Source organism: Streptomyces sp. NPDC059247 (genome assembly GCF_042754005.1).
Taxonomy (GTDB): Bacteria; Actinomycetota; Actinomycetes; order Streptomycetales; family Streptomycetaceae; genus Streptomyces.
Window position 1 is genome coordinate 126,657 of sequence record NZ_JBHYZW010000009.1, and the last position, 17,915, is coordinate 144,571.

17 protein-coding genes are annotated in these 17,915 nt (G+C 71.9%); 4 read left to right on the forward strand and 13 right to left on the reverse strand.

Going from position 1 to position 17,915, the window contains the following annotated elements; all coding sequences use genetic code 11:
- Window positions 1-92: 92 nt before the first annotated feature.
- From ACFXGN_RS18530 to leuA, 3 genes are all read right to left on the reverse strand, one after another.
- Window positions 93-785: a TerB family tellurite resistance protein gene (locus tag ACFXGN_RS18530; RefSeq protein WP_384860078.1), complete on the reverse strand. Its 693-nt coding sequence runs from the start codon at window positions 783-785 to the stop codon at window positions 93-95.
- Window positions 786-906: 121 nt separating this feature from the next.
- Window positions 907-2,250 (reverse strand): choice-of-anchor A family protein, encoded by a 1,344-nt coding sequence (locus tag ACFXGN_RS18535; RefSeq protein ID WP_384860080.1) that lies wholly within the window; start codon window positions 2,248-2,250, stop codon window positions 907-909.
- A gap of 252 nt (window positions 2,251-2,502) precedes the next feature.
- Window positions 2,503-4,266 (reverse strand): 2-isopropylmalate synthase, encoded by a 1,764-nt coding sequence (gene leuA / locus ACFXGN_RS18540; RefSeq protein WP_384860084.1) that lies wholly within the window; start codon window positions 4,264-4,266, stop codon window positions 2,503-2,505.
- A gap of 319 nt (window positions 4,267-4,585) precedes the next feature.
- Between leuA and ACFXGN_RS18545 the strand changes: the two genes are divergently transcribed.
- The 3 genes from ACFXGN_RS18545 to ACFXGN_RS18555 all read left to right on the forward strand — a co-directional run bounded on the left by ACFXGN_RS18545 (window position 4,586) and on the right by ACFXGN_RS18555 (window position 7,242).
- A complete protein-coding gene (locus tag ACFXGN_RS18545; protein ID WP_384860086.1) occupies window positions 4,586-5,626 on the forward strand; it encodes a M4 family metallopeptidase in 1,041 nt (346 codons plus the stop codon).
- 21 nt (window positions 5,627-5,647) lie between these two features.
- The gene (locus ACFXGN_RS18550) at window positions 5,648-5,911 is read left to right on the forward strand and encodes a protealysin inhibitor emfourin (RefSeq protein WP_384860088.1); all 264 of its coding nucleotides are present in this window, start codon (window positions 5,648-5,650) and stop codon (window positions 5,909-5,911) included.
- 158 nt (window positions 5,912-6,069) lie between these two features.
- Window positions 6,070-7,242 carry a teichoic acid biosynthesis protein C gene (locus ACFXGN_RS18555; RefSeq protein ID WP_384860091.1) on the forward strand — a complete coding sequence of 391 codons (1,173 nt, stop codon included), beginning with the start codon at window positions 6,070-6,072 and terminating at the stop codon, window positions 7,240-7,242.
- 199 nt (window positions 7,243-7,441) lie between these two features.
- On the opposite strand, the gene era is transcribed toward ACFXGN_RS18555, so the two are convergent.
- The 6 genes from era to ACFXGN_RS18585 form a co-directional block, all read right to left on the reverse strand.
- Window positions 7,442-8,392, reverse strand: a complete 951-nt coding sequence (gene era / locus ACFXGN_RS18560) for a GTPase Era (RefSeq protein WP_384860094.1) — start codon at window positions 8,390-8,392, stop codon at window positions 7,442-7,444.
- Window positions 8,393-8,421: 29 nt separating this feature from the next.
- Complete coding sequence (locus ACFXGN_RS18565; protein WP_384860096.1) at window positions 8,422-9,441, reverse strand: WxL protein peptidoglycan domain-containing protein; 1,020 nt, start codon at window positions 9,439-9,441, stop codon at window positions 8,422-8,424.
- A gap of 68 nt (window positions 9,442-9,509) precedes the next feature.
- Complete coding sequence (locus ACFXGN_RS18570) at window positions 9,510-10,850, reverse strand: beta-xylosidase (RefSeq protein WP_384860099.1); 1,341 nt, start codon at window positions 10,848-10,850, stop codon at window positions 9,510-9,512.
- Window positions 10,851-11,065: 215 nt separating this feature from the next.
- Window positions 11,066-11,545, reverse strand: coding sequence for a hypothetical protein (locus tag ACFXGN_RS18575; RefSeq protein WP_384860100.1), 480 nt, complete (start codon window positions 11,543-11,545; stop codon window positions 11,066-11,068).
- Window positions 11,546-11,828: 283 nt separating this feature from the next.
- Window positions 11,829-12,191, reverse strand: coding sequence for a cytidine deaminase (locus tag ACFXGN_RS18580; RefSeq protein WP_384860102.1), 363 nt, complete (start codon window positions 12,189-12,191; stop codon window positions 11,829-11,831).
- Between the two features lie 28 nt (window positions 12,192-12,219).
- Window positions 12,220-13,104 (reverse strand): helix-turn-helix transcriptional regulator, encoded by an 885-nt coding sequence (locus ACFXGN_RS18585; protein WP_384860105.1) that lies wholly within the window; start codon window positions 13,102-13,104, stop codon window positions 12,220-12,222.
- Between the two features lie 106 nt (window positions 13,105-13,210).
- Here ACFXGN_RS18585 and ACFXGN_RS18590 point away from each other — a divergent pair, with 106 nt between their 5' ends.
- Window positions 13,211-14,614, forward strand: coding sequence for an MFS transporter (locus tag ACFXGN_RS18590; protein ID WP_384860106.1), 1,404 nt, complete (start codon window positions 13,211-13,213; stop codon window positions 14,612-14,614).
- 29 nt (window positions 14,615-14,643) lie between these two features.
- Here ACFXGN_RS18590 and ACFXGN_RS18595 read toward each other — a convergent pair whose 3' ends face one another.
- The 4 genes from ACFXGN_RS18595 to ACFXGN_RS18610 are packed head-to-tail and all read right to left on the reverse strand — an operon-like array spanning window position 14,644 to window position 17,838.
- Complete coding sequence (locus ACFXGN_RS18595; RefSeq protein WP_351796562.1) at window positions 14,644-14,997, reverse strand: MmcQ/YjbR family DNA-binding protein; 354 nt, start codon at window positions 14,995-14,997, stop codon at window positions 14,644-14,646.
- Window positions 14,997-16,289: a hemolysin family protein gene (locus ACFXGN_RS18600; RefSeq protein WP_384860109.1), complete on the reverse strand. Its 1,293-nt coding sequence runs from the start codon at window positions 16,287-16,289 to the stop codon at window positions 14,997-14,999. Before ACFXGN_RS18600 ends, ACFXGN_RS18595 begins: the two co-directional genes overlap by 1 nt.
- Window positions 16,290-16,293: 4 nt before the next feature.
- On the reverse strand, window positions 16,294-16,791 hold the full coding sequence (gene ybeY / locus ACFXGN_RS18605; protein ID WP_384860112.1) for an rRNA maturation RNase YbeY: 498 nt from the start codon (window positions 16,789-16,791) through the stop codon (window positions 16,294-16,296).
- Window positions 16,792-16,803: 12 nt separating this feature from the next.
- On the reverse strand, window positions 16,804-17,838 hold the full coding sequence (locus ACFXGN_RS18610) for a PhoH family protein (protein WP_384860115.1): 1,035 nt from the start codon (window positions 17,836-17,838) through the stop codon (window positions 16,804-16,806).
- Between the last annotated feature and the right edge of the window lie 77 nt (window positions 17,839-17,915).

Consider the following 17,915-nt stretch of genomic DNA (forward strand, 5'->3'; position numbering starts at 1 on the left):
GACGGCTCCGGCCCCCGGCCGCGTCCTCCTGAGGGAGGGCGGGACCGGGGGCCGGAGCCGTCGTATGGGCCCGTACGGGCCCGGGGCACCGGTCAGGACACGGTGCGGGCCGAGGCGAGGAGCCGGGCGACGTCGTCGGGGGCGAGCGCGAGCGCGTTCCCCACGGTGCCCAGGACCTCCTGCTCGGCCGGGCTGTAGATCCCGTCCGCGAGGGCGATCCGGGCGGCCCCGAGCAGCAGGGCCTCCCGCCCGGCGGGCGCCAGGTGCGGTGTGAGCGGCTCCAGGGCCTCGTGCAGCTCGATCGCGAGGAGCGCGCCCTCCGGGTTCACCTCGGGCATGAAGCGCCCGGTGTCGGCCTCCAGGGCCGCCACGAGGTCGACGAGCTGAACGGCCGTGCACTCGGCGAATCCGGCGGACCTGACCGCGCTCACGGCCCGGTCGAGGACCTCGCGCGAGTGGGTGCCGCCCGCCGCGAGGACGGCGAGGGCGACGGTGTGCACGGCGTCCCGCAGCATCGCGGAGAACCGGCCGGTCGTCGGGGAGTCCAGCACCTCCGTGCCGAAGTGCGTGTGGCAGGCGGCGCATTCGACGACCGGCCCCGTACACCCCCGGGGCAGGACCGGCACTCCGAGGACGGCGAACCGGCGGCGGCCGGTGCGCCGCCGGTAGTTGCGGTCGCCTCCGCACTCCTCGCAGAAGAACTCACCGTCCCCGACGGTGTTCCAGGAGGTGCGGATCCCGCATACGCCCACTTTCCCACCACGTGAATCCCGGGCAGACCGCACACGCACCTCCTCGACGGCCCGGCTGCACTGCCGGCGTTGGCGTGATGTTAGCCACATCCTCGTTGTGGCGTCAGCACCCCGTCAGGAGTTCGTCGTGCGGATGGCCGAGACACGTCACCGCTCAGGAGGTGCGGCGGCGGCGCTTTGCGAAGGCCAGGAAGCCTCCGCCGACGAGGACGGCGGCCGCCGCGGCGGCGATCGTGCCCGGTCCGATGGCCGAACCGGTCGAGGCGAGATCACCCTCCGGGGTGGCGGTCGGCGCCGGGGTCGGCGTCGTGCCCGGGGCGGTGGTGGACTCGCCGGGGCCGGCCGGGGTCGACGGGGAGGCGGAGCCGCCCGGGGTCTCGGAGGCGCTCGGCGTCCCGCCGCCCTCGCTGGGGGTCGGCGAGGGGGTGCCCGGGGGCGTGGCCGTCGGGGTGGGGACGGTGGTCTCGGTGGGCTTCGGGGTCTCCGGGGTGACGACCGGGCCCGGCTTCGTCTCCTTGGGGAGGCAGCCGGTGAAGTTCATCTGGTGGGTCTCGGCGCCGGGGACGGTGTCGAGGGACCCGGCGATGACGGAGCCGTTGACGTGACCGGGGCCGTAGGCCGTGCTGCCCATGGAGACGGCGGCGCGGGGGGCGAGGATCGTGCCGGGCCAGGAGGTGTAGTTCTTCTTCACGCTCGTGGCCTCCGGGAAGTTCCACAGCAGCTTGGAGCGGACCTCCTTGAAGTCCGCGCTGCCGGAGGCGTAGTCGTCGATCACGAAGTTCTTCACCTGCGCGTCCCAGAGCCAGACGCTGGAGGTGGGGCGGGTGTGCATGTCGTACGAGCCGCCGACGACGTTCACCAGGGTGGAGGCGCCGGTGGGCACCTTCACGTAGATCTCGCCCGCCTTCTGCAGGTCGGCGGCGCTCACCGCGAAGACGTTGAGCCGGGCGTCGGTGCCGGTCAGGAGGAGGCTCCTGCCGTCCACGGCGGCCTCGCCGTTCGGCTTGACGCCCGCCCAGCCGGTGGACAGGGCGCGCAGTTCGGTGAACTCCTTGCCGAAGTCGATCGGCGAGGGGCCTTCCTTGACCTTGTCGCCGTCGACGCCGAAGCCCTGGCCGGGCGTGGAGCGGTTGACGACCTTCGCCGCTATGCCGGTGCCGTTGTCGAGGACGACCTGGTTGGCGTACAGGGTGCCGCCGACGACGAGGCTGTGGCCGCCGGGCAGCCGGGCGAGGTCCGCTCCGGTCAGCTTGTGGCCGATGGAGAAGCCAGAAGGCCGCTTGGGGTCGCCGAAGGTGGCGTCGCCGCCGACGGCGACCGCGCCCTCGGAGTCCGAGTGCCGGACGGAGTCCTTCTCGACGAACTCGGCGTAGTGGCCGGCGATGCCGAGCGGATTCGTCACGCACTCCGTCGTGGTGGTGGCGGAAGCGACGGGGGCCCAGCTGAGGGCGGCACCGGTCACCGCGAGGGCGGCGGCCACGGCAGCGGTCGTGCGCATACGGAACTCCAGCTCAGGGGAGGTGCGAAAGGGGCGCGTGGGGGGTTCGTGCGGGACATGTGTGGGGAGTGTGCCCGAGCGACGCCCCGACTTTCCGCCATTCCCTGATCTACCGTCAACTCACCTCATATGACGGTCAATCCGACATAGAGGGATCACTCACCTTAAGCGAAGCTGAAACTGTGACGCGTTTCACTCGCGCCGGGGCCCCGCGCCTCACAGAGAGGCACGGGGCGGCGACGGTGGGAAGCGTCAGCGGGCGGAGCGGTTGACCGCCGAGACGACCGCCTTCAGGGAGGCGCGGGTCGTGTTGGCGTCGATGCCGATGCCCCACAGGACCTTGCCGTCGATGGCGCACTCGATGTACGAGGCGGCCTGCGCGGACGCGCCCTCGCTCATCGTGTGCTCCTGGTAGTCCAGCAGCCGGGCGTCGACGCCGACCGCCTGGAGCGCGGCGAAGAACGCGGAGATCGGGCCGTTGCCGGAGCCCGTCAGCACGGTCTCCGTACCGTCCACGACCGCCTCGACGGTCAGCGTGTCCGTGCCGTCGGTGTCCGAGGTGGACTGGCCGGAGCGGAGCTGCACCCGGCCCCAGGCGTTGTCCGGGTTGGGCAGGTACTCGTCCTGGAAGACCGCCCAGATCGCGGCCGGGGTGACCTCGCCGCCCTCGCTGTCGGTCATCTGCTGGATGATCCGGGAGAACTCGATCTGCATCCGGCGGGGCAGGTCCAGCTTGTGGTCGTTCTTCAGGACGTACGCGATGCCGCCCTTGCCGGACTGCGAGTTGACCCGGATGACCGCCTCGTAGGAGCGGCCCACGTCCTTCGGGTCGATGGGCAGGTACGGCACCGCCCACTCGATGTCGTCGACCGTCTTCCCCGCGGCGGCGGCGTCGGCCTCCATCGCGTCGAAGCCCTTCTTGATGGCGTCCTGGTGGGAGCCGGAGAAGGAGGTGTAGACCAGGTCGCCCGCGTAGGGGTGGCGCGGGTGGACCTCCATCTGGTTGCAGTACTCGCTGGTCCGGCGGATCTCGTCGATCTGCGAGAAGTCGACCTGCGGGTCCACGCCCTGGCTGAACAGGTTCATCCCGAGGGTCACCAGGTCCACGTTGCCGGTCCGCTCGCCCTGCCCGAACAGGCAGCCCTCGACGCGGTCGGCGCCCGCCATCAGCGCCAGCTCGGCCGCCGCGACCGCCGTGCCCCGGTCGTTGTGCGGGTGGACCGACAGGCACACGTACTCCCGGCGGGTCAGGTTCCGGGACATCCACTCGAACCGGTCCGCGTGCGTGGACGGCGTCGAACGCTCCACCGTGGCGGGCAGGTTGAGGATGATCTCCCGGCCCGGACCCGGCTGCCAGACGTCACAGACCGCCTCGCAGACCTCCAGCGCGAAGTCCAGCTCGGTGTCGGTGAAGATCTCGGGGCTGTACTGGTAACCGAACACCGTCTCCGGGCCCAGCAGCTTCTCCGCGTACTCCATCACCAGCCGCGTGCCGTCCACCGCGATCTGCCTGATCTGCTCCTTCGAGCCGCGGAAGACGACCCGGCGGAAGGTGGGCGCGGTCGCGTTGTACAGGTGGACGGTGGCGCGCTTCGCGCCGACCAGCGACTCCACGGTCCGCTCGATCAGGTCCTCGCGGGCCTGGGTCAGTACGGAGATGGTGACGTCGTCCGGGATCGCGCCCTCTTCGATGATCGAGCGCACGAACGCGAAGTCCGTCTCGCCGGAGGACGGGAATCCGACCTCGATCTCCTTGTAGCCCATGCGGACCAGCAGGTCGAACATCTCGCGCTTGCGGGCCGGGGACATCGGGTCGATCAGCGCCTGGTTGCCGTCGCGCAGGTCCGTGGAGAGCCAGCGAGGAGCCCGGGTGATCCGCTGCTCGGGCCAGGTCCGGTCGGGGATCTCGACGGCCTCGTACCGGCCGTACTTGTGGATCGGCATCCCGGACGGCTTCTGCAGCCGCGTCGCGTTGGTGACGGGCGTGGGACGGCCGACGAAGGGGGACTGGGACATCGCGTTGGGCTCCTCGGTACAGCGGGAGGGGTTCCCCTGCCCTTCACGGGACTCGGGGGAGGCCGACTGTCGAACGCAACACCAGGTCCCGCGGGGAGGGGGTCGGCCTACGACTACAGGCCCTCGCCGCGGCAGCTAAGGAGAAGCAGCCCGAAACGCATGATGCCCCGCAGCCTAGCCGAGGACGACGGAGGCGGACGTCCCGTTTCAGTATGCGGGACGGCCTCCACGTCAAGACCCAACAGTGACGCATCACTCCATTTCGCCAATTCCCGTCTCAGCCCGTGACAGCGGGGTCACGCAGTGCCACATTGCAGAGATGACCCACACTCCCGTCTTCTGCTCGATCATCCCGCCGCACGTCCTGGACAAGCTGGCCCGGGACGGGAACGACGCGGCCCTGCGCACCCTGGAGGCCGACGCCGCCCTGCGGACCCGCCGCCGGGTGACCGGTGTCCGGGACGTGGTCGCCCCGGCGCCCTCGGACTCCGCGAAGCCGAACCGCACGATCTACGACGCCGGGCACCAGGAGGTCCTGCCCGGCAGGAAGGTCCGCGGCGAGGGCGACGCGCCCGGCCCCGACGCGACCGTGAACCGCGCCCACGCCGGTCTCGGTGCCACGTTCGACCTCTTCCGGGCGGTCTACGGACGGGACTCGCTGGACGGGGCGGGGCTGCCCCTGCACGCGAGCGTCCACTACGGCCAGCGGTACAACAACGCCTTCTGGGACGGCCAGCAGATGGTGTTCGGCGACGGGGACGGGGACCTCTTCCTCGACTTCACCATCCCGGTGGACGTCATCGGGCACGAACTCACCCACGGCTTCACCCAGCACACCGCGAACCTGGAGTACTACGGCCAGTCCGGCGCCCTCAACGAGTCCGTCTCCGACGTCTTCGGCGTCCTGGTCAAGCAGCACGCCCTCGGCCAGAGCGCGACCCAGGCCGACTGGCTGATCGGCGCGGGGCTGCTCGGCCCCGGAGTCGACCACGGCACGGCGCTGCGCTCCATGAAGGCGCCGGGCACCGCGTACGACGACGACGTCCTCGGCAAGGACCCGCAGCCCGGCCACATGGACCACTACGTCCGCACCAGCCGGGACAACGGCGGTGTCCACATCAACTCCGGCATCCCCAACCACGCCTTCTACCTGCTCGCGACCGAGCTGGGCGGCAACGCCTGGGAGCGGGCCGGGCAGATCTGGTACGACGTGATGACCGGCGGGACCCTCACCCCCGAGGACCGGTTCGCCGAGTTCGCGGCGGCCACCGTGGCGGCGGCGCGCGCCCGGTACGGCGACGGGACGGAGCTCCAGGCCGTCCTGAAGGCCTGGTCCGCGGTCGGGCTGCCGTCCGACTGATCCGGCTGGTACACAGGTCCCATGCGGATTCGAGTGCGGCGCACGGGCGGTTTCGCGGGGATCGAGCGGTCGGCGGAGGTGGACACCGGGGCGCTGGCGGACGCCGCCGAGTGGCACGCCCTCGCCGACCGGGTGCTCGCGGACGGCGACGACACCGGCCGGGGCGTCCCGGACGGCTTCCGGTACGAGATCGCCGTCGACGGCCGCACGGTCCACTGCGGCGACCCGCGGCTGACGGAGGCGCAGCGGACCCTCATCACGAGGGTCCTCAAGGAAGGCGCGTAGCCGAGAGGGACGGTGTCCGGTGGCCGCTCCGCACGGAGCGGCCACCGGAAGCCGAGCACCCCCGTTCCACACCCCCGTTTCGCCCTGTAGTTCGAAGGCGGGTCCGTGTCCTGCGAGGATGGCGCCCCTTCCGTCAACCTCGCGAAAGTGGACCGCACATGAACGACAGTCAGTTCAACCGGCGCGACTTCCTCTCGTTGAGCGGTGTCGCCGCCCTGGCCGCCGCCGGGATCGGGTCGGCCGCCGGAACCGCGGGCGCGGCGGGACCGCGTGCCGGGGCGACGGGCGCCGCCCTGGCGCTGCCGCCGTCGAAACTGATCCGGGTCGAGGGCAACACCGGCCCGGCCTACTTCCGTGAGAAGGCCGTGCGGCGGGGGACGGTCATCCAGTCCCTCGGCTTCGACAACGTCAACCGGCGTCTCTACTTCGCCCAGCTCATCGGCGGCGGACTCCAGCTCGCGGGGGAGTCCGCACCGGTCCCCGCCGCCACCCGCGACCTCCACGGCGATCTGGCGATCACCGAGTGGACCCTGGGCCCCGACACGGCGGAGGGCGCCGGGAGCGCCAGCCTCACGGGCCACATGTATCTGCGGGGCTTCGGCCACGGTGTGGGCATCGGCGTCGAGCCGTCCGGGAGCGGCACCTATCTGTGGACCGAGGTCGACGCCGTCCAGGACACCGTGGAGGGGACGAGCCGGGGCCGACGCCTCTGCCGCTTCAAGTTCACCGGTTCCGACACGCCCCTGGACGCCACCAGCACCTCGCTCCAGAAGTTCACCCCCGTTCCCGGCAGTGTGAACAACACCGCGGGCGTCGACCCGCTCACCGGCCGTCTGGTGGTCCGCTACAGCCTGAACGGGATGCGCTACCGGATCTTCGACCTGGCGGCGGCGCGGGCGGGCGACTTCGGCGCCCCGCTGGCCGAGATCGCCGAGCCCGCGCTCCAGATCGACCGCGACCTCTACGGGAAGCCCTCGTTCCAGGGGTACGCGGTGGCCGGCCAGTTCCTTTACATGCTTCACGGGAACTCGTACGGCTACACCCAGGACCATGACGGCGATCCGTCCACGCCCAAGATCGTCATCTCTCCGCCGGGCGTGGGCAACACCCACCTCACCTCGGTGGACCTGAACACCGGCCAGATCGTCAGGACCTTCCACTCGAAGGCGGGCTACACGCTGCCGTTCCGGGAGCCGGAGGGCCTGGCCGTCCAGATCCCGAAGGCGTCCGAGCCCGAGGTGTTCCGGCTCTGCATGGGCTTCGCCTCGGGGGACACCCCGGGCGCGCGCACGGCGTCGGTCTACTACAAGGACTCGCTGATCCAGCCGTAGGACGGGACGGGACCGGACGGCACGGCGGCCGGGCGTCACCGCACGACGGCGTCACGGCGTCACGGCGTCGCCGCGTCACGGCATCACCGCATCACCGCGTCACCGCGTCACCGCCTCGCCGTACGAGAAGGGGCCGCGTCCGGGGAGAAGTCCCGGGCGCGGCCCTCGTCGTGCTCTGCGGCCCTTCCGGGGCCCGCCGCTAGAAGCCGAGCTTCCGCAGCTGCTTCGGGTCGCGCTGCCAGTCCTTGGCGACCTTCACGTGCAGATCAAGGAAGACGGGGGTGCCGAGCAGCGCCTCGATGTGCTTGCGGGACTTCATGCCGACCTCCTTGAGGCGGCTGCCCTTCGGGCCGATGATGATGCCCTTCTGGCTGGGGCGCTCGATGTACACGTTGGCGTGGATGTCGAGCAGCGGCCGGTCCGCCGGGCGGTTCTCGCGCGGGATCATCTCCTCGACGACCACCGCGATCGAGTGCGGCAGCTCGTCCCGGACGCCTTCGAGGGCGGCCTCGCGGATCAGCTCCGCGACCATGACCTGCTCCGGCTCGTCGGTGAGGTCGCCCTCCGGGTAGAGCGGCGGGGACTCGGGGAGCAGCGGGATCAGCAGGTCGGCGACGAGCTGGACCTGCTTGTTGCCCACGGCCGAGACGGGCACGATCTGCGTCCACTCGAAGCCCAGCTCCTTGCCGAGCTGGTCGATCGCGATGAGCTGTTCGGCGAGGGTCTTGGAGTCGACCAGGTCGGTCTTGGTGATGATCGCGACCTTGGGGGTCTTCTTGATCCCGGCGAGTTCCTTGGCGATGAACCGGTCGCCGGGGCCGAGCTTCTGGTCGGCGGGCAGGCAGAAGCCGATCACGTCGACCTCGGCCCAGGTGGCGCGCACCACGTCGTTGAGCCGCTCGCCGAGGAGGGTGCGCGGCTTGTGGAGCCCGGGGGTGTCGACCAGGATCAGCTGGGCCTCGGGGCGGTGCACGATGCCCCGGACGGTGTGCCGGGTGGTCTGCGGCCGGTTCGAGGTGATGGCCACCTTCTGACCGACCAGAGCGTTCGTGAGGGTGGACTTGCCCGCGTTGGGGCGGCCGACGAAGCAGGCGAAGCCGGCCCGGTGGACGGCTTCGGATTCTTGGTTGCGAGCGCTCATGGAGGCCATTGTCCCCGATGAGCGCCCGCCGTACGCACTCAGTGCGCGCTCGCGGGTACCGGAGCCTCCCCCACGGGGTCCGTACGGGGGTCCCGGCGGGCCGTCCGGCGGCGGCGGAGCCGCAGGCCGAGGACGGTGGCGGCGCCCGCCGCGAGAAGGGTGAGGAGGGCGGTCCAGGGCACGGCGAGGAAGGAGACGGTGCCGGTCTCCCGCACGTCCTTCGCGGTGGCGGTGAGGGTGACGTCCCCCCGGTCGAACTGGGGGGAGCCGGTCCACCGCGCGGTGAGCCGGATCTTCTGGCGGGGCAGCAGTTCGGCGGGGACCCCGGTCAGGCCGCGGGCGAGGAGGGTGCGGCCGAAGAGCCCCTCGGCGCGGAGCGCGACCTGGGGGCTGAGGGTGACGTTGCCCCGGTTGTGCAGGGTGTACGAGACGAGGGCGCTGCTTTCGCGGGTGCCGGGGACCAGCGGCCGGTCCTGGTCGAGGGTGATGTCCTCGACGGCGAGGGCGGGCACGGTCGGGCCGGTGACCCGGAGGTAGACGCGGGCGGCGACGGCCCGCTGGACGCCGACGGCGACGGCGCTCCCGGCGGCGGGGCCGATCCGTTCGTCGAGGGCGACGAGGGCGCCGGGGTGGTCGCCGGGGTCGGCGTCGGCGGGGACGGTCAGCGTGTAGGGGACGGTGACGGCGGAGCGGGGCGGGACGGTGATCCGGGTCTGCTCCGGGGTGATCCAGGCTCCGGCGCCGGTCTGCCGCTCCTGCCGGGTGCGGACGGCGAAGCCGCCGTCGCGGTCGGTGTTGTAGGCGTCGGCGCCGTAGAGCCGGAAGGTCAGCGGGCCGTCCGTCCGGTTGGTGACGGTGACCCGGTCGGTGACGGTGGCACCCGGGTCGACGGTGAGGAAGAAGTAGGGGCGGCTGCCCGGCCGGGCAGCCGCCGGATAGACCGCCCATTCGCCGTTCTCCGCCGCCCCGGCGCCCGGCGCGAGGCCCAGGAGCAGGAGGAGGGCGCTCAGGAGGAGGGCGTACGGCTTGACGCGGAGGACGTACGGTTCGACGCGCACGGTGCGGAACCCCCTGGGGTGCGGATCGGCGGCGGACCGGCCGGGTGCGCGCCCGGCCCGCCGTGCGGTCAGGACAGGGTCAGCGTGAGCAGGCCCGCGTACGAGCCGGGCGCGGTGAACGCCGGGACGTCGAGGGAGAGGCCCGCGTCGACGGTGAACTCGCCGCCCGTGAGGGCGCCGTTCGGGGTGGAGGCGAGGGTCGCGCCGCCGCTGCCGACGGGTCCGGCGGATCCGGCCGCGCAGGTGCTGGGGCTGCCCTCCTTGGCGGTGCAGGACGGGGTCCAGCTGAGGTTCCCGGCGCCGAGGGAGCCGCCGGGGCCGGTGAAGTCGGTGACCTTGCCGGTGAGGGACCAGCCCGCGGGGCCGCCGCGGAAGTCCTTGACGGTCACGGTCTGGAGGCTGCCGGTGGCGGCGCCGCCCTGCCCGAAGTCCACGGCGGAGAGCTGGACGGCGTCGCCCGCCTGGGTCATGGACAGTTCGCCCGCCGTGACGGACGCGGTGATCCGCTGGCTGCCCGGCGGCTGCGGGGTGTCGTCGACGACGGTGTAGGCGGCCGGGCCCGCGCCCTTGTCGGCGTTCCAGGAGGCGCCCTCGTAGGCCACGATCCCGGTGGTCGCCTTGTCGTTGACCTTGAGGCGGGCCGCGAAGGAGCCCTCGCTGTCGGTGGTGACGGTCATCCGGTCGGCGGTCTCGGCCGCTCCGGCGCGGCCGACGACGGTGACGGCGGTGAGCGGGGTGAACCGGGAGCCGTTGACGGTGACCCGGACGCCGGGGGCGCCGGAGGGCGTCTCCAGCTGGAGGGCCCGGGTGTTGGGGCTGGTCACCGGGCTCGCGGTGACCGTGTCGGAGACCGGGGCGGGCGGGTTGAGGACGGTACAGGGGGTGTCCAGCTCCATGAGGTAGCTGGTGTGGATGTTGTAGTCGCCGGGAGACAGGGTGATCGTTCCGGCCTGGGTGACCGTGAAGGTGCCGGTCATGGAGAAGGCCGGGAAGGAGCCCTTGCCGGGGACCGGCGGGTTCTTCTTGGGGCCGGTGACGGTGAGGGCGCCGCTCTGGGCGCCGCCGAGGACGACCTTGCCGCTGGGCGTCATGATGTCGGCCGGGAGGGCGAGGTCGACCGGGTTGGACGCGGCGGGCTTGGTGATCGTGTAGGTGACGGTCACGACGTCGCCGACCTTGGGGCTGCTCTTGTCGACCGAGACGAGGGCGGTGGTGGTGCCCTGGATGGGCGGGATGCCCGCGATCGGCGGCGGGACGCAGCGGGTCTGGTACTGCACCTCCACGGAACTGCTGGTCGCACCGGCGGGGGCGGCGAGCGCGCCGCCGCCCGCGAACGCGAGGGCGGTGGCGCCGAGGACGGCGGTCCAGCGCCGTCTTCGGACGGCCGCCCGGGATCGGGTGAGTGCCATGGTGTGCCCCCTCCTGAGGAATGAGTGGGCGCCATTGACGGCCGTCGGTGAAGAGAAGTCAAGGCACGCGAGGAACATCGACTGATGTGCCGTCAGATACTGTCAAGATCGGCTCGGTCGGGTCTTTCCGCAGGTCATCGGCGGGGCGGCCGGGGCCGGAGCGCGACGGAGACCGGCGCCGCCCGAGGGCGGCGCCGGTCCGGGGCGGAGCGGGCTCAGCTGAAGACGAACGGGCCGGGCGTCTGCGAGGTCACGGCGTCGCAGTTCACCGTGACCCCGAAGATCACCATCTTGAGGGCGACACCCGCGAAGTACGAGTTGAGGCTGTCGCCCGAGGCCACGGTCCCGGTGAGCGGACCGATCTTCACCGTCCCGCCGGCGGGGAGCGCCGGGTTCTTCTTGCCGGTGAAGACCCGGGTGCCACCGCCGCCCTTGGCCATCGTCAGCGTCGCGTTGATCTGGTCGGCGCCGACCGCGATCGGCGTCGTGATGCCCGAGGTGAGGGTGATGCTCGCGGACGTGCCGAGCTGGGTCGCGGCGAGGGTGGCGGTGCCGCCGCCCCAGCTGCCGCAGTCGTACGTCGCCGTGGCCGAGCCGGGCGAGACGGCGGCGGCCGACGGGGCGAAGGCGAGTCCGGCGGCGGCGAGGCCCCCGGCGAGGACCGCGACGGTCCCCGTGGTGCTTCTTCTTCTCATGGCGAGTTCGAACCCCTTCCGATGACGAACGCAGGGGTGCGGACACTGCGTGGAGGACGAGAGATCTGACGGTCCGTCGGGCGGACCGGTGTTCATTGAGACGCAGACCGCCGGGGAAGGCAAGAGAAGACACCGTGATCGTTCACAAGGACACAAGACGGAGGGGCCCGGCACACCGCCGGGCCCCTCCGTGTCCTGTTCTCGCCGTACGGCCCCGCCTCCGGGCCGGGCCGTCCGCGCGGCCGTCCCGCGCGGCGGGAACCCGCGCCCGGACGGGACGCGTTCAGCCCGCCGTGACCGCCGCGCGCAGCTGTCCGTCGGGACCCGCGAGCAGCACCGGGGTCTCCGGGCCACCGAGGTCCCGGACCGCCGCCCGGTCCTCGTCCGACGCGGCCGACGCGCTCGACACCACGGCCGCCGCCTCCAGGGACCGGGCCCCGCTGGCCACCGCCATCGCGACGGCGGTCCGCAGCGCGCTCAGCCGGAGCGACTCCAGCTCCACGGTCCCCGCCACGTACGTCCGGCCGGTCTCGTCGCGCACCGCGGCGCCCTCGGGCACGCCGTTGCGGGCGCGGGCGCTGCGCGCCAGCGTGATGATCTTCAAGTCCTCGGCGCCGAGGTCGCCGTGCTCGCTGCTGAGTGTCATGCCCCTGAGCATAGGTCCGCCCCGGGGATCAGCCCGCGACCGGGTACATCGCCCCCCGGCGCCCCTCCGGTGACGCCAGCCACTCCAGCTTCTCCGCCGTGTGCGCCTCCGGCAGCGGCGTGTGCAGCACGATCACCAGGTCCGGCCGGGCCGGGACCCGCAGCTGGGTGGCCTCCATCATCAGGGTGCCCGCCAGCGGATGCTCCAGCTCCTTGCGGTTCTGGCCGCCCGGCCGGACGTCCTGCCGCTCCCACAGCTCCGCGAACTCCGGACTCAGCTCCTTCAGCTCCTCGACCACCACCCGGAAACCCTCGTCCTCCGGGGCCTCCGAGCAGGCCGAACGGAACTGGGCGACGACCTTCGGCGCGCTCCGCGCCCAGTGCGCCGCCCGCGTCCGGTACAGCGGATCGGTGAAGAAGCTCGCCAGGCAGTTCTGCGGGACGTCCGGCCGCATCCCCAGCACGATCGCCGCCGCGTCGTTGTGGACGACCGTGTTCCAGTAGACGTCCATGATGTGCGCGGGGAACGGGGTCCACGCGTCGATCAGCCGCCGCAGCCCCTCGCACATGTCCAGGTCCTCCGGAGCGGTCTCCGCGACCGGCGGGTTCAGCGCCGCCAGGACGTACAGATGGCGCCGCTCCGCCGGGCTCAGCCGCAGCACCCGCGCCACCGAGTCCAGCACCTGCGGCGAGACCGTGATGTCCCTGCCCTGCTCCAGCCACTGGTACCAACTGGCCCCGACGCCCGCGAGGACGGCCACCTCCTCCCGGCGCAGCCCCGGGGTCCGGCGGCGCCCGCCGTCCGGCAGCCCCGCCTCGGCCGGGCTCACCCGGGCCCGGCGGCTCATCAGGAACTCACGGAGCTGCCCCAGCCGGTGCTGCTTCGCGGTGACGCTCTCGACGGCGGTAGCCACGTACTTCCCCCTGGACGCGTGGTGGTGCCCGGTCGTGCCTGGTGGTACGGCCAACAGGATAAGTTCCCGCTCCCCACCGTTGTTCCCGGACGCCGAAGGTGGGGACATGCCGACCCTGACCTCCGCCGAGGCCCCCGCCCGGACCCCCTCCCCCGCTCCCCCGGCCCTCACCGGCCGCACCCGGCTCGTCCTCTTCGTGCTGTGCGCCGCCCAGTTCATGGTCGCGCTGGACTTCTCCGTACTGAACGTGGCCCTGCCCGTCCTCGGCACCGACCTCGGCCTCGACCGGGCCGCCCTCCAGTGGGCCGTCACCGCCTTCGCGCTGCCCTCCGGCGGCTTCCTGCTGCTCTTCGGCCGCGTCGGCGACCTCTACGGACGCAAGAGGCTGTTCCTCGCCGGGCTCACCCTCTTCGGCGCGGCCTCGCTGCTCGCCACCTTCGCCTGGGACCCGGCCTCCTTCCTCACCGCCCGCGCCCTCCAGGGCCTCGGCGCCGCCGCGATCGTGCCCACCGGCATGTCCCTGCTGACCACCACCTTCCCCGAGGGCCCGCTGCGCGACCGGGCGCTCGGCATCTCCGGCACCCTGCTCTCGCTCGGCTTCACCGTCGGCATGGTCCTCGGCGGCGTCATGACCGACGCCCTCGGCTGGCGCTCCACCATGGGCCTGCTCGCCCTCTTCGTCGCCATCGTGCTGCCGCTCGCCCCTCGGCTGCTGCCCGAGTCCCGCACCCCCGAACGGCCCCGGCTCGACGTGCCCGGCGCGGTGACCGTCACCGCCGGACTGCTCTCCCTGATCTACTCCCTGTCCACGGCCGCCGAACGCGGCTTCGGCGGTGCGGACGTCCTGGTCACCCTGGTGGCGGGCGTGCTGCTGCTCGGGGTGTTCGTACGGGTCGAGTACCGCGCGGCGGCCCCGCTGGTCTCGCTGCCGATGCTGCGGCGGCCCACGGTCGCCTTCGGCAACCTGGGCGGTCTGGTCACCTTCTCGATGATGTCGACCGTCGTCTTCGTCCTCACCCTGTACCTCCAGGACACCCTGGGCCTCTCGGCCTTCGCCACCGGTCTGGTCTTCGGCGTGCAGGGCGTGATGTCCGTGCTCGCCGGAACACTGGCGCCGAAGCTCATCGGCCGGATCGGTGCCCGCGGCGTCCTCGTCGGCTCGCTCGCCGGACAGGGCCTGCTGACGGCCGCGCTGCTCGGGCTCGGCCGGGAGTCGGGCGCGGTCCTGGCGACCGTCGCGGTCTCGCTGGCGTCGATGTGCCACCTCGGCGCGATCATCGCGTACGGGCTGACCGCCACCTCCGGCGTCCCCGACGAGAAGCAGGGTCTGGCGACCGGACTGGTGACCACCACCCAGCAGGTCGGCCTCACGATCGGCATCCCGCTGCTGGGGGTCCTCGCCACCACCGGCGGCGACCTGTACGGCGGTGTCCGCACCGTCCTCGTCCTGGACGCGGCGATCCTGCTCGGCGCCGCCGTCCTGGTGGGCCTCGGACTGCGGCGCCGGTGACTCGGGGCCGGTGACTCAGGGGCGGTGACTCAGGGCCGGTCGAGGCGGAGCCGTACCGCCCGGGGAAGACCGGCGACGACGAGGTCGTACGAGTCCTCGACGAGCTCCCGGACCATCCGGTCCGGGAGCTCTCCCACGCTCACCGTGTTCCAGTGCCGCTTGTTCATGTGATAGCCGGGCGCGACGCCGGGGTGCTCCTCGCGGAGCCGTACCGCCTCGTCCGGATCGCACTTGAGGTTGACCCGCAGCGGCTCGGAGTCCAGCGCCGAGAGTGCGAACATCTTCCCGGCGACCTTGAAGACGGAGGTCTCCGGGGTGAACGGGAACTCCTCCGTCGCGTCGTTGAGGTCCAGGCAGAAGGCGCGCAGCTCGTCGGGGGTCACTACGGGGTCTCCTCCGGCTCCAGGGGTTCCACCAGAACGGTGACGATCTTGTTCCGGCGGCCGGCCGGGGACTCGGCCGTCAGCCGCAGCCCCCGCCCGTCCGGCAGCTCCACGACCGCCTTCGCGCCCGCGATCGGCACCCGGCCGAGCGCCTTCGCGAGCAGACCGCCGACGGTCTCCACGTCCTCGTCGTCGTACTCGTCGGGCCCCAGACCGTACAGCTCCCCGAGGTCGCCGATGTCCAGCCGGGCCGTCACCCGGTGACGGCCCCCGCCGAGGTCCGTGACCGGCGGCAGCTCCCGGTCGTACTCGTCGGTGATCTCCCCGACGATCTCCTCCAGGATGTCCTCGATGGTGACGATGCCCGCCGTGCCGCCGTACTCGTCGATGACGACGGCGACGTGGTTGCGCTCCAGCTGCATCTCGCGCAGCAGGTCACCGGCGTTCTTGGTGTCGGGGACGAAGGCGGCGGCCCGCATCGCCGTCGACACCAGGTCCGCCTCGGACTCCCGGTTGATGTGCGACTTCCTGACCAGGTCCTTCAGGTACACGATGCCGACGATGTCGTCCTCGTTCTCCCCGGTGACCGGGATGCGCGAGAAACCGGAGCGCAGCGCGAGGGTGAGGGCCTGCCGGATCGTCTTGTACCGCTCGATGCAGACCAGGTCGGTCCTGGGCACCATCACCTCCCGCACGAGGGTGTCGCCCAGCTCGAAGACCGAGTGCACCATGCGGCGCTCCTCGTCCTCGATCAGCGACTCGCTCTCGGCGAGGTCCACCAGGGCCCGCAGCTCCGCCTCGGAGGCGAAGGGCCCCTTGCGGAAGCCCTTGCCGGGGGTGAGCGCGTTGCCGATGAGGATCAGCAGCTGCGGGATCGGCCCCATGATCCGGGCCAGCGGCAGCAGCACGTACGCGGCGGCCGTCGCCGTGTTCAGCGGGTGCTGGCGGCCGATCGTACGGGGCGAGACGCCGACGGCCACATAGGAGACGAGGACCATCACCGCGATGGCGACGAGCAGCGCCTCCCAGGTCTCCGGGAAGGCTTCGAGGCAGACGTACGTGACGAGGACGCCCGCCGCCATCTCGCAGGCGACGCGCACGAGGAGCGCCACGTTGAGGTAGCGGGTGGGGTCCGAGGCGACCTGGGCGAGCTTCTCCGCCCCGCGCCGCCCTGACCGTACGGCCTCGGCGGCGCGGAAGCTGGAGACCCGGGCCAGACCGGCCTCGGCGCACGCGGCCAGCCACGCCACGACGACCAGGGCGACCGCCCCGAGGATCAGCGAGACGTCCATCGGGTCAGGAGACGGTCGGTGCCGGGGACGGGCCGGTCAGGCCCTTCTCCGCGCGCCAGCCGTCGACGATCGCCGCCTGGAGGCCGAACATCTCGGCCTTCTCGTCGGGCTCCTCGTGGTCGTAGCCGAGGAGGTGCAGCACCCCGTGGACGGTGAGGAGCTGGAGCTCCTCGTCCATGGAGTGGTCGGTCGGCGCGTCCTTGCCCTGCTGGGTGGCGACCTCGGGGCAGAGCACGATGTCACCGAGGAGGCCCTGCGGGGGCTCCTCGTCCTCCTTCGACGGCGGGCGCAGCTCGTCCATCGGGAAGGACATGACGTCCGTCGGTCCGGGCAGGTCCATCCACTGGATGTGGAGCTGCTCCATCGCCTCCGCGTCCACCACGATCACCGAGAGCTCGGAGAGGGGGTGGATGCGCATCCGGGCGAGCGCGTAGCGGGCGATGTCGAGGATCGACTGCTCGTCGACCTCGGTCCCGGACTCGTTGTTGACGTCGATCGACATGGTGCTCGTGTACTACTTCCCGTTGCGGCTGTCGTACTGCTCGTACGCGTCGACGATACGGCCGACGAGCCGGTGCCGGACGACATCCTGCGACGTGAGCGACGAGAAGGCGACGTCCGGGACCCCTTCGAGGATGTCGCGCACCTGCCGGAGCCCGCTCTTCGCCCCGTTCGGCAGGTCGACCTGGGTGATGTCACCGGTGATGACGATCTTCGAGTCGAAGCCGAGGCGGGTGAGGAACATCTTCATCTGCTCGGGGCTGGTGTTCTGCGCCTCGTCGAGGATGATGAACGCGTCGTTCAGGGTGCGGCCCCTCATGTAGGCCAGGGGCGCGACCTCGATGGTGCCGCTCGCCATCAGTTTGGGGATGGAGTCGGGGTCGAGCATGTCGTGCAGCGCGTCGTAGAGCGGGCGCAGGTAGGGGTCGATCTTCTCGAAGAGGGTGCCGGGCAGGAAGCCGAGGCGCTCGCCCGCCTCGACGGCGGGGCGGGTCAGGATGATGCGGCTGACCTGCTTGGACTGCAGGGCCTGGACCGCCTTGGCCATGGCCAGGTAGGTCTTTCCGGTGCCCGCGGGGCCGATCCCGAAGACGATGGTGTGCTTGTCGATGTCGTCGACGTACCGCTTCTGGTTCAGCGTCTTGGGGCGGATCGTGCGCCCCCGGTTGGAGAGGATGTTCTGGGTGAGCACCTCGGCGGGGGTCTCCGCGCCGCCCTCCGCGCCGTTCTCGCCGGTCCTGAGCATGGCGATCGAGCGTTCCACTGCGTCCTCCGTCATCGGCTGACCGGTGCGGAGCACCAACATCATCTGGTCGAACAGGCGCTGGATCAGGGCGACCTCCGCCGCGTCGCCGACCGCGCTGACCTGGTTGCCCCGGACGTGGATGTCGGTCTTCGGGAACGACCGCTCGATCACGCGGAGCAGTGCGTCGCCGGAGCCCAGCAGGCTCACCATCGGATGCTTGGCGGGGACGGCGAAGTGGGCGCGGGCCTGTCCGGGCGCCCCGTCCTGGGGCGATCCGTCGCGGGCTGTGGGTGTCTGAGTCATGGGCCGGCACTGTGGCCTGCGCATACCTCCCGTTACGGGGTTCTCGCCGCTCGACAACCTCTGGTCCCCAAGCCTAC

Excerpts from the sequence above, each read along its gene's own strand:
- era (WP_384860094.1), bottom strand. The coding sequence starts at position 8,392 with ATGGCCTCCATGAGCGCTCGCAACCAAGAATCCGAAGCCGTCCACCGG.
- leuA (WP_384860084.1), bottom strand. The coding sequence starts at position 4,266 with ATGTCCCAGTCCCCCTTCGTCGGCCGTCCCACGCCCGTCACCAACGCG.
- ACFXGN_RS18555 (WP_384860091.1), top strand. The coding sequence starts at position 6,070 with ATGAACGACAGTCAGTTCAACCGGCGCGACTTCCTCTCGTTGAGCGGT.
- ACFXGN_RS18580 (WP_384860102.1), bottom strand. The coding sequence starts at position 12,191 with ATGACACTCAGCAGCGAGCACGGCGACCTCGGCGCCGAGGACTTGAAG.
- ACFXGN_RS18535 (WP_384860080.1), bottom strand. The coding sequence starts at position 2,250 with ATGCGCACGACCGCTGCCGTGGCCGCCGCCCTCGCGGTGACCGGTGCC.
- ACFXGN_RS18575 (WP_384860100.1), bottom strand. The coding sequence starts at position 11,545 with ATGAGAAGAAGAAGCACCACGGGGACCGTCGCGGTCCTCGCCGGGGGC.
- ybeY (WP_384860112.1), bottom strand. The coding sequence starts at position 16,791 with ATGTCGATCGACGTCAACAACGAGTCCGGGACCGAGGTCGACGAGCAG.
- ACFXGN_RS18610 (WP_384860115.1), bottom strand. The coding sequence starts at position 17,838 with ATGACTCAGACACCCACAGCCCGCGACGGATCGCCCCAGGACGGGGCG.
- ACFXGN_RS18550 (WP_384860088.1), top strand. The coding sequence starts at position 5,648 with ATGCGGATTCGAGTGCGGCGCACGGGCGGTTTCGCGGGGATCGAGCGG.
- ACFXGN_RS18600 (WP_384860109.1), bottom strand. The coding sequence starts at position 16,289 with ATGGACGTCTCGCTGATCCTCGGGGCGGTCGCCCTGGTCGTCGTGGCG.
- ACFXGN_RS18570 (WP_384860099.1), bottom strand. The coding sequence starts at position 10,850 with ATGGCACTCACCCGATCCCGGGCGGCCGTCCGAAGACGGCGCTGGACC.
- ACFXGN_RS18545 (WP_384860086.1), top strand. The coding sequence starts at position 4,586 with ATGACCCACACTCCCGTCTTCTGCTCGATCATCCCGCCGCACGTCCTG.
- ACFXGN_RS18590 (WP_384860106.1), top strand. The coding sequence starts at position 13,211 with ATGCCGACCCTGACCTCCGCCGAGGCCCCCGCCCGGACCCCCTCCCCC.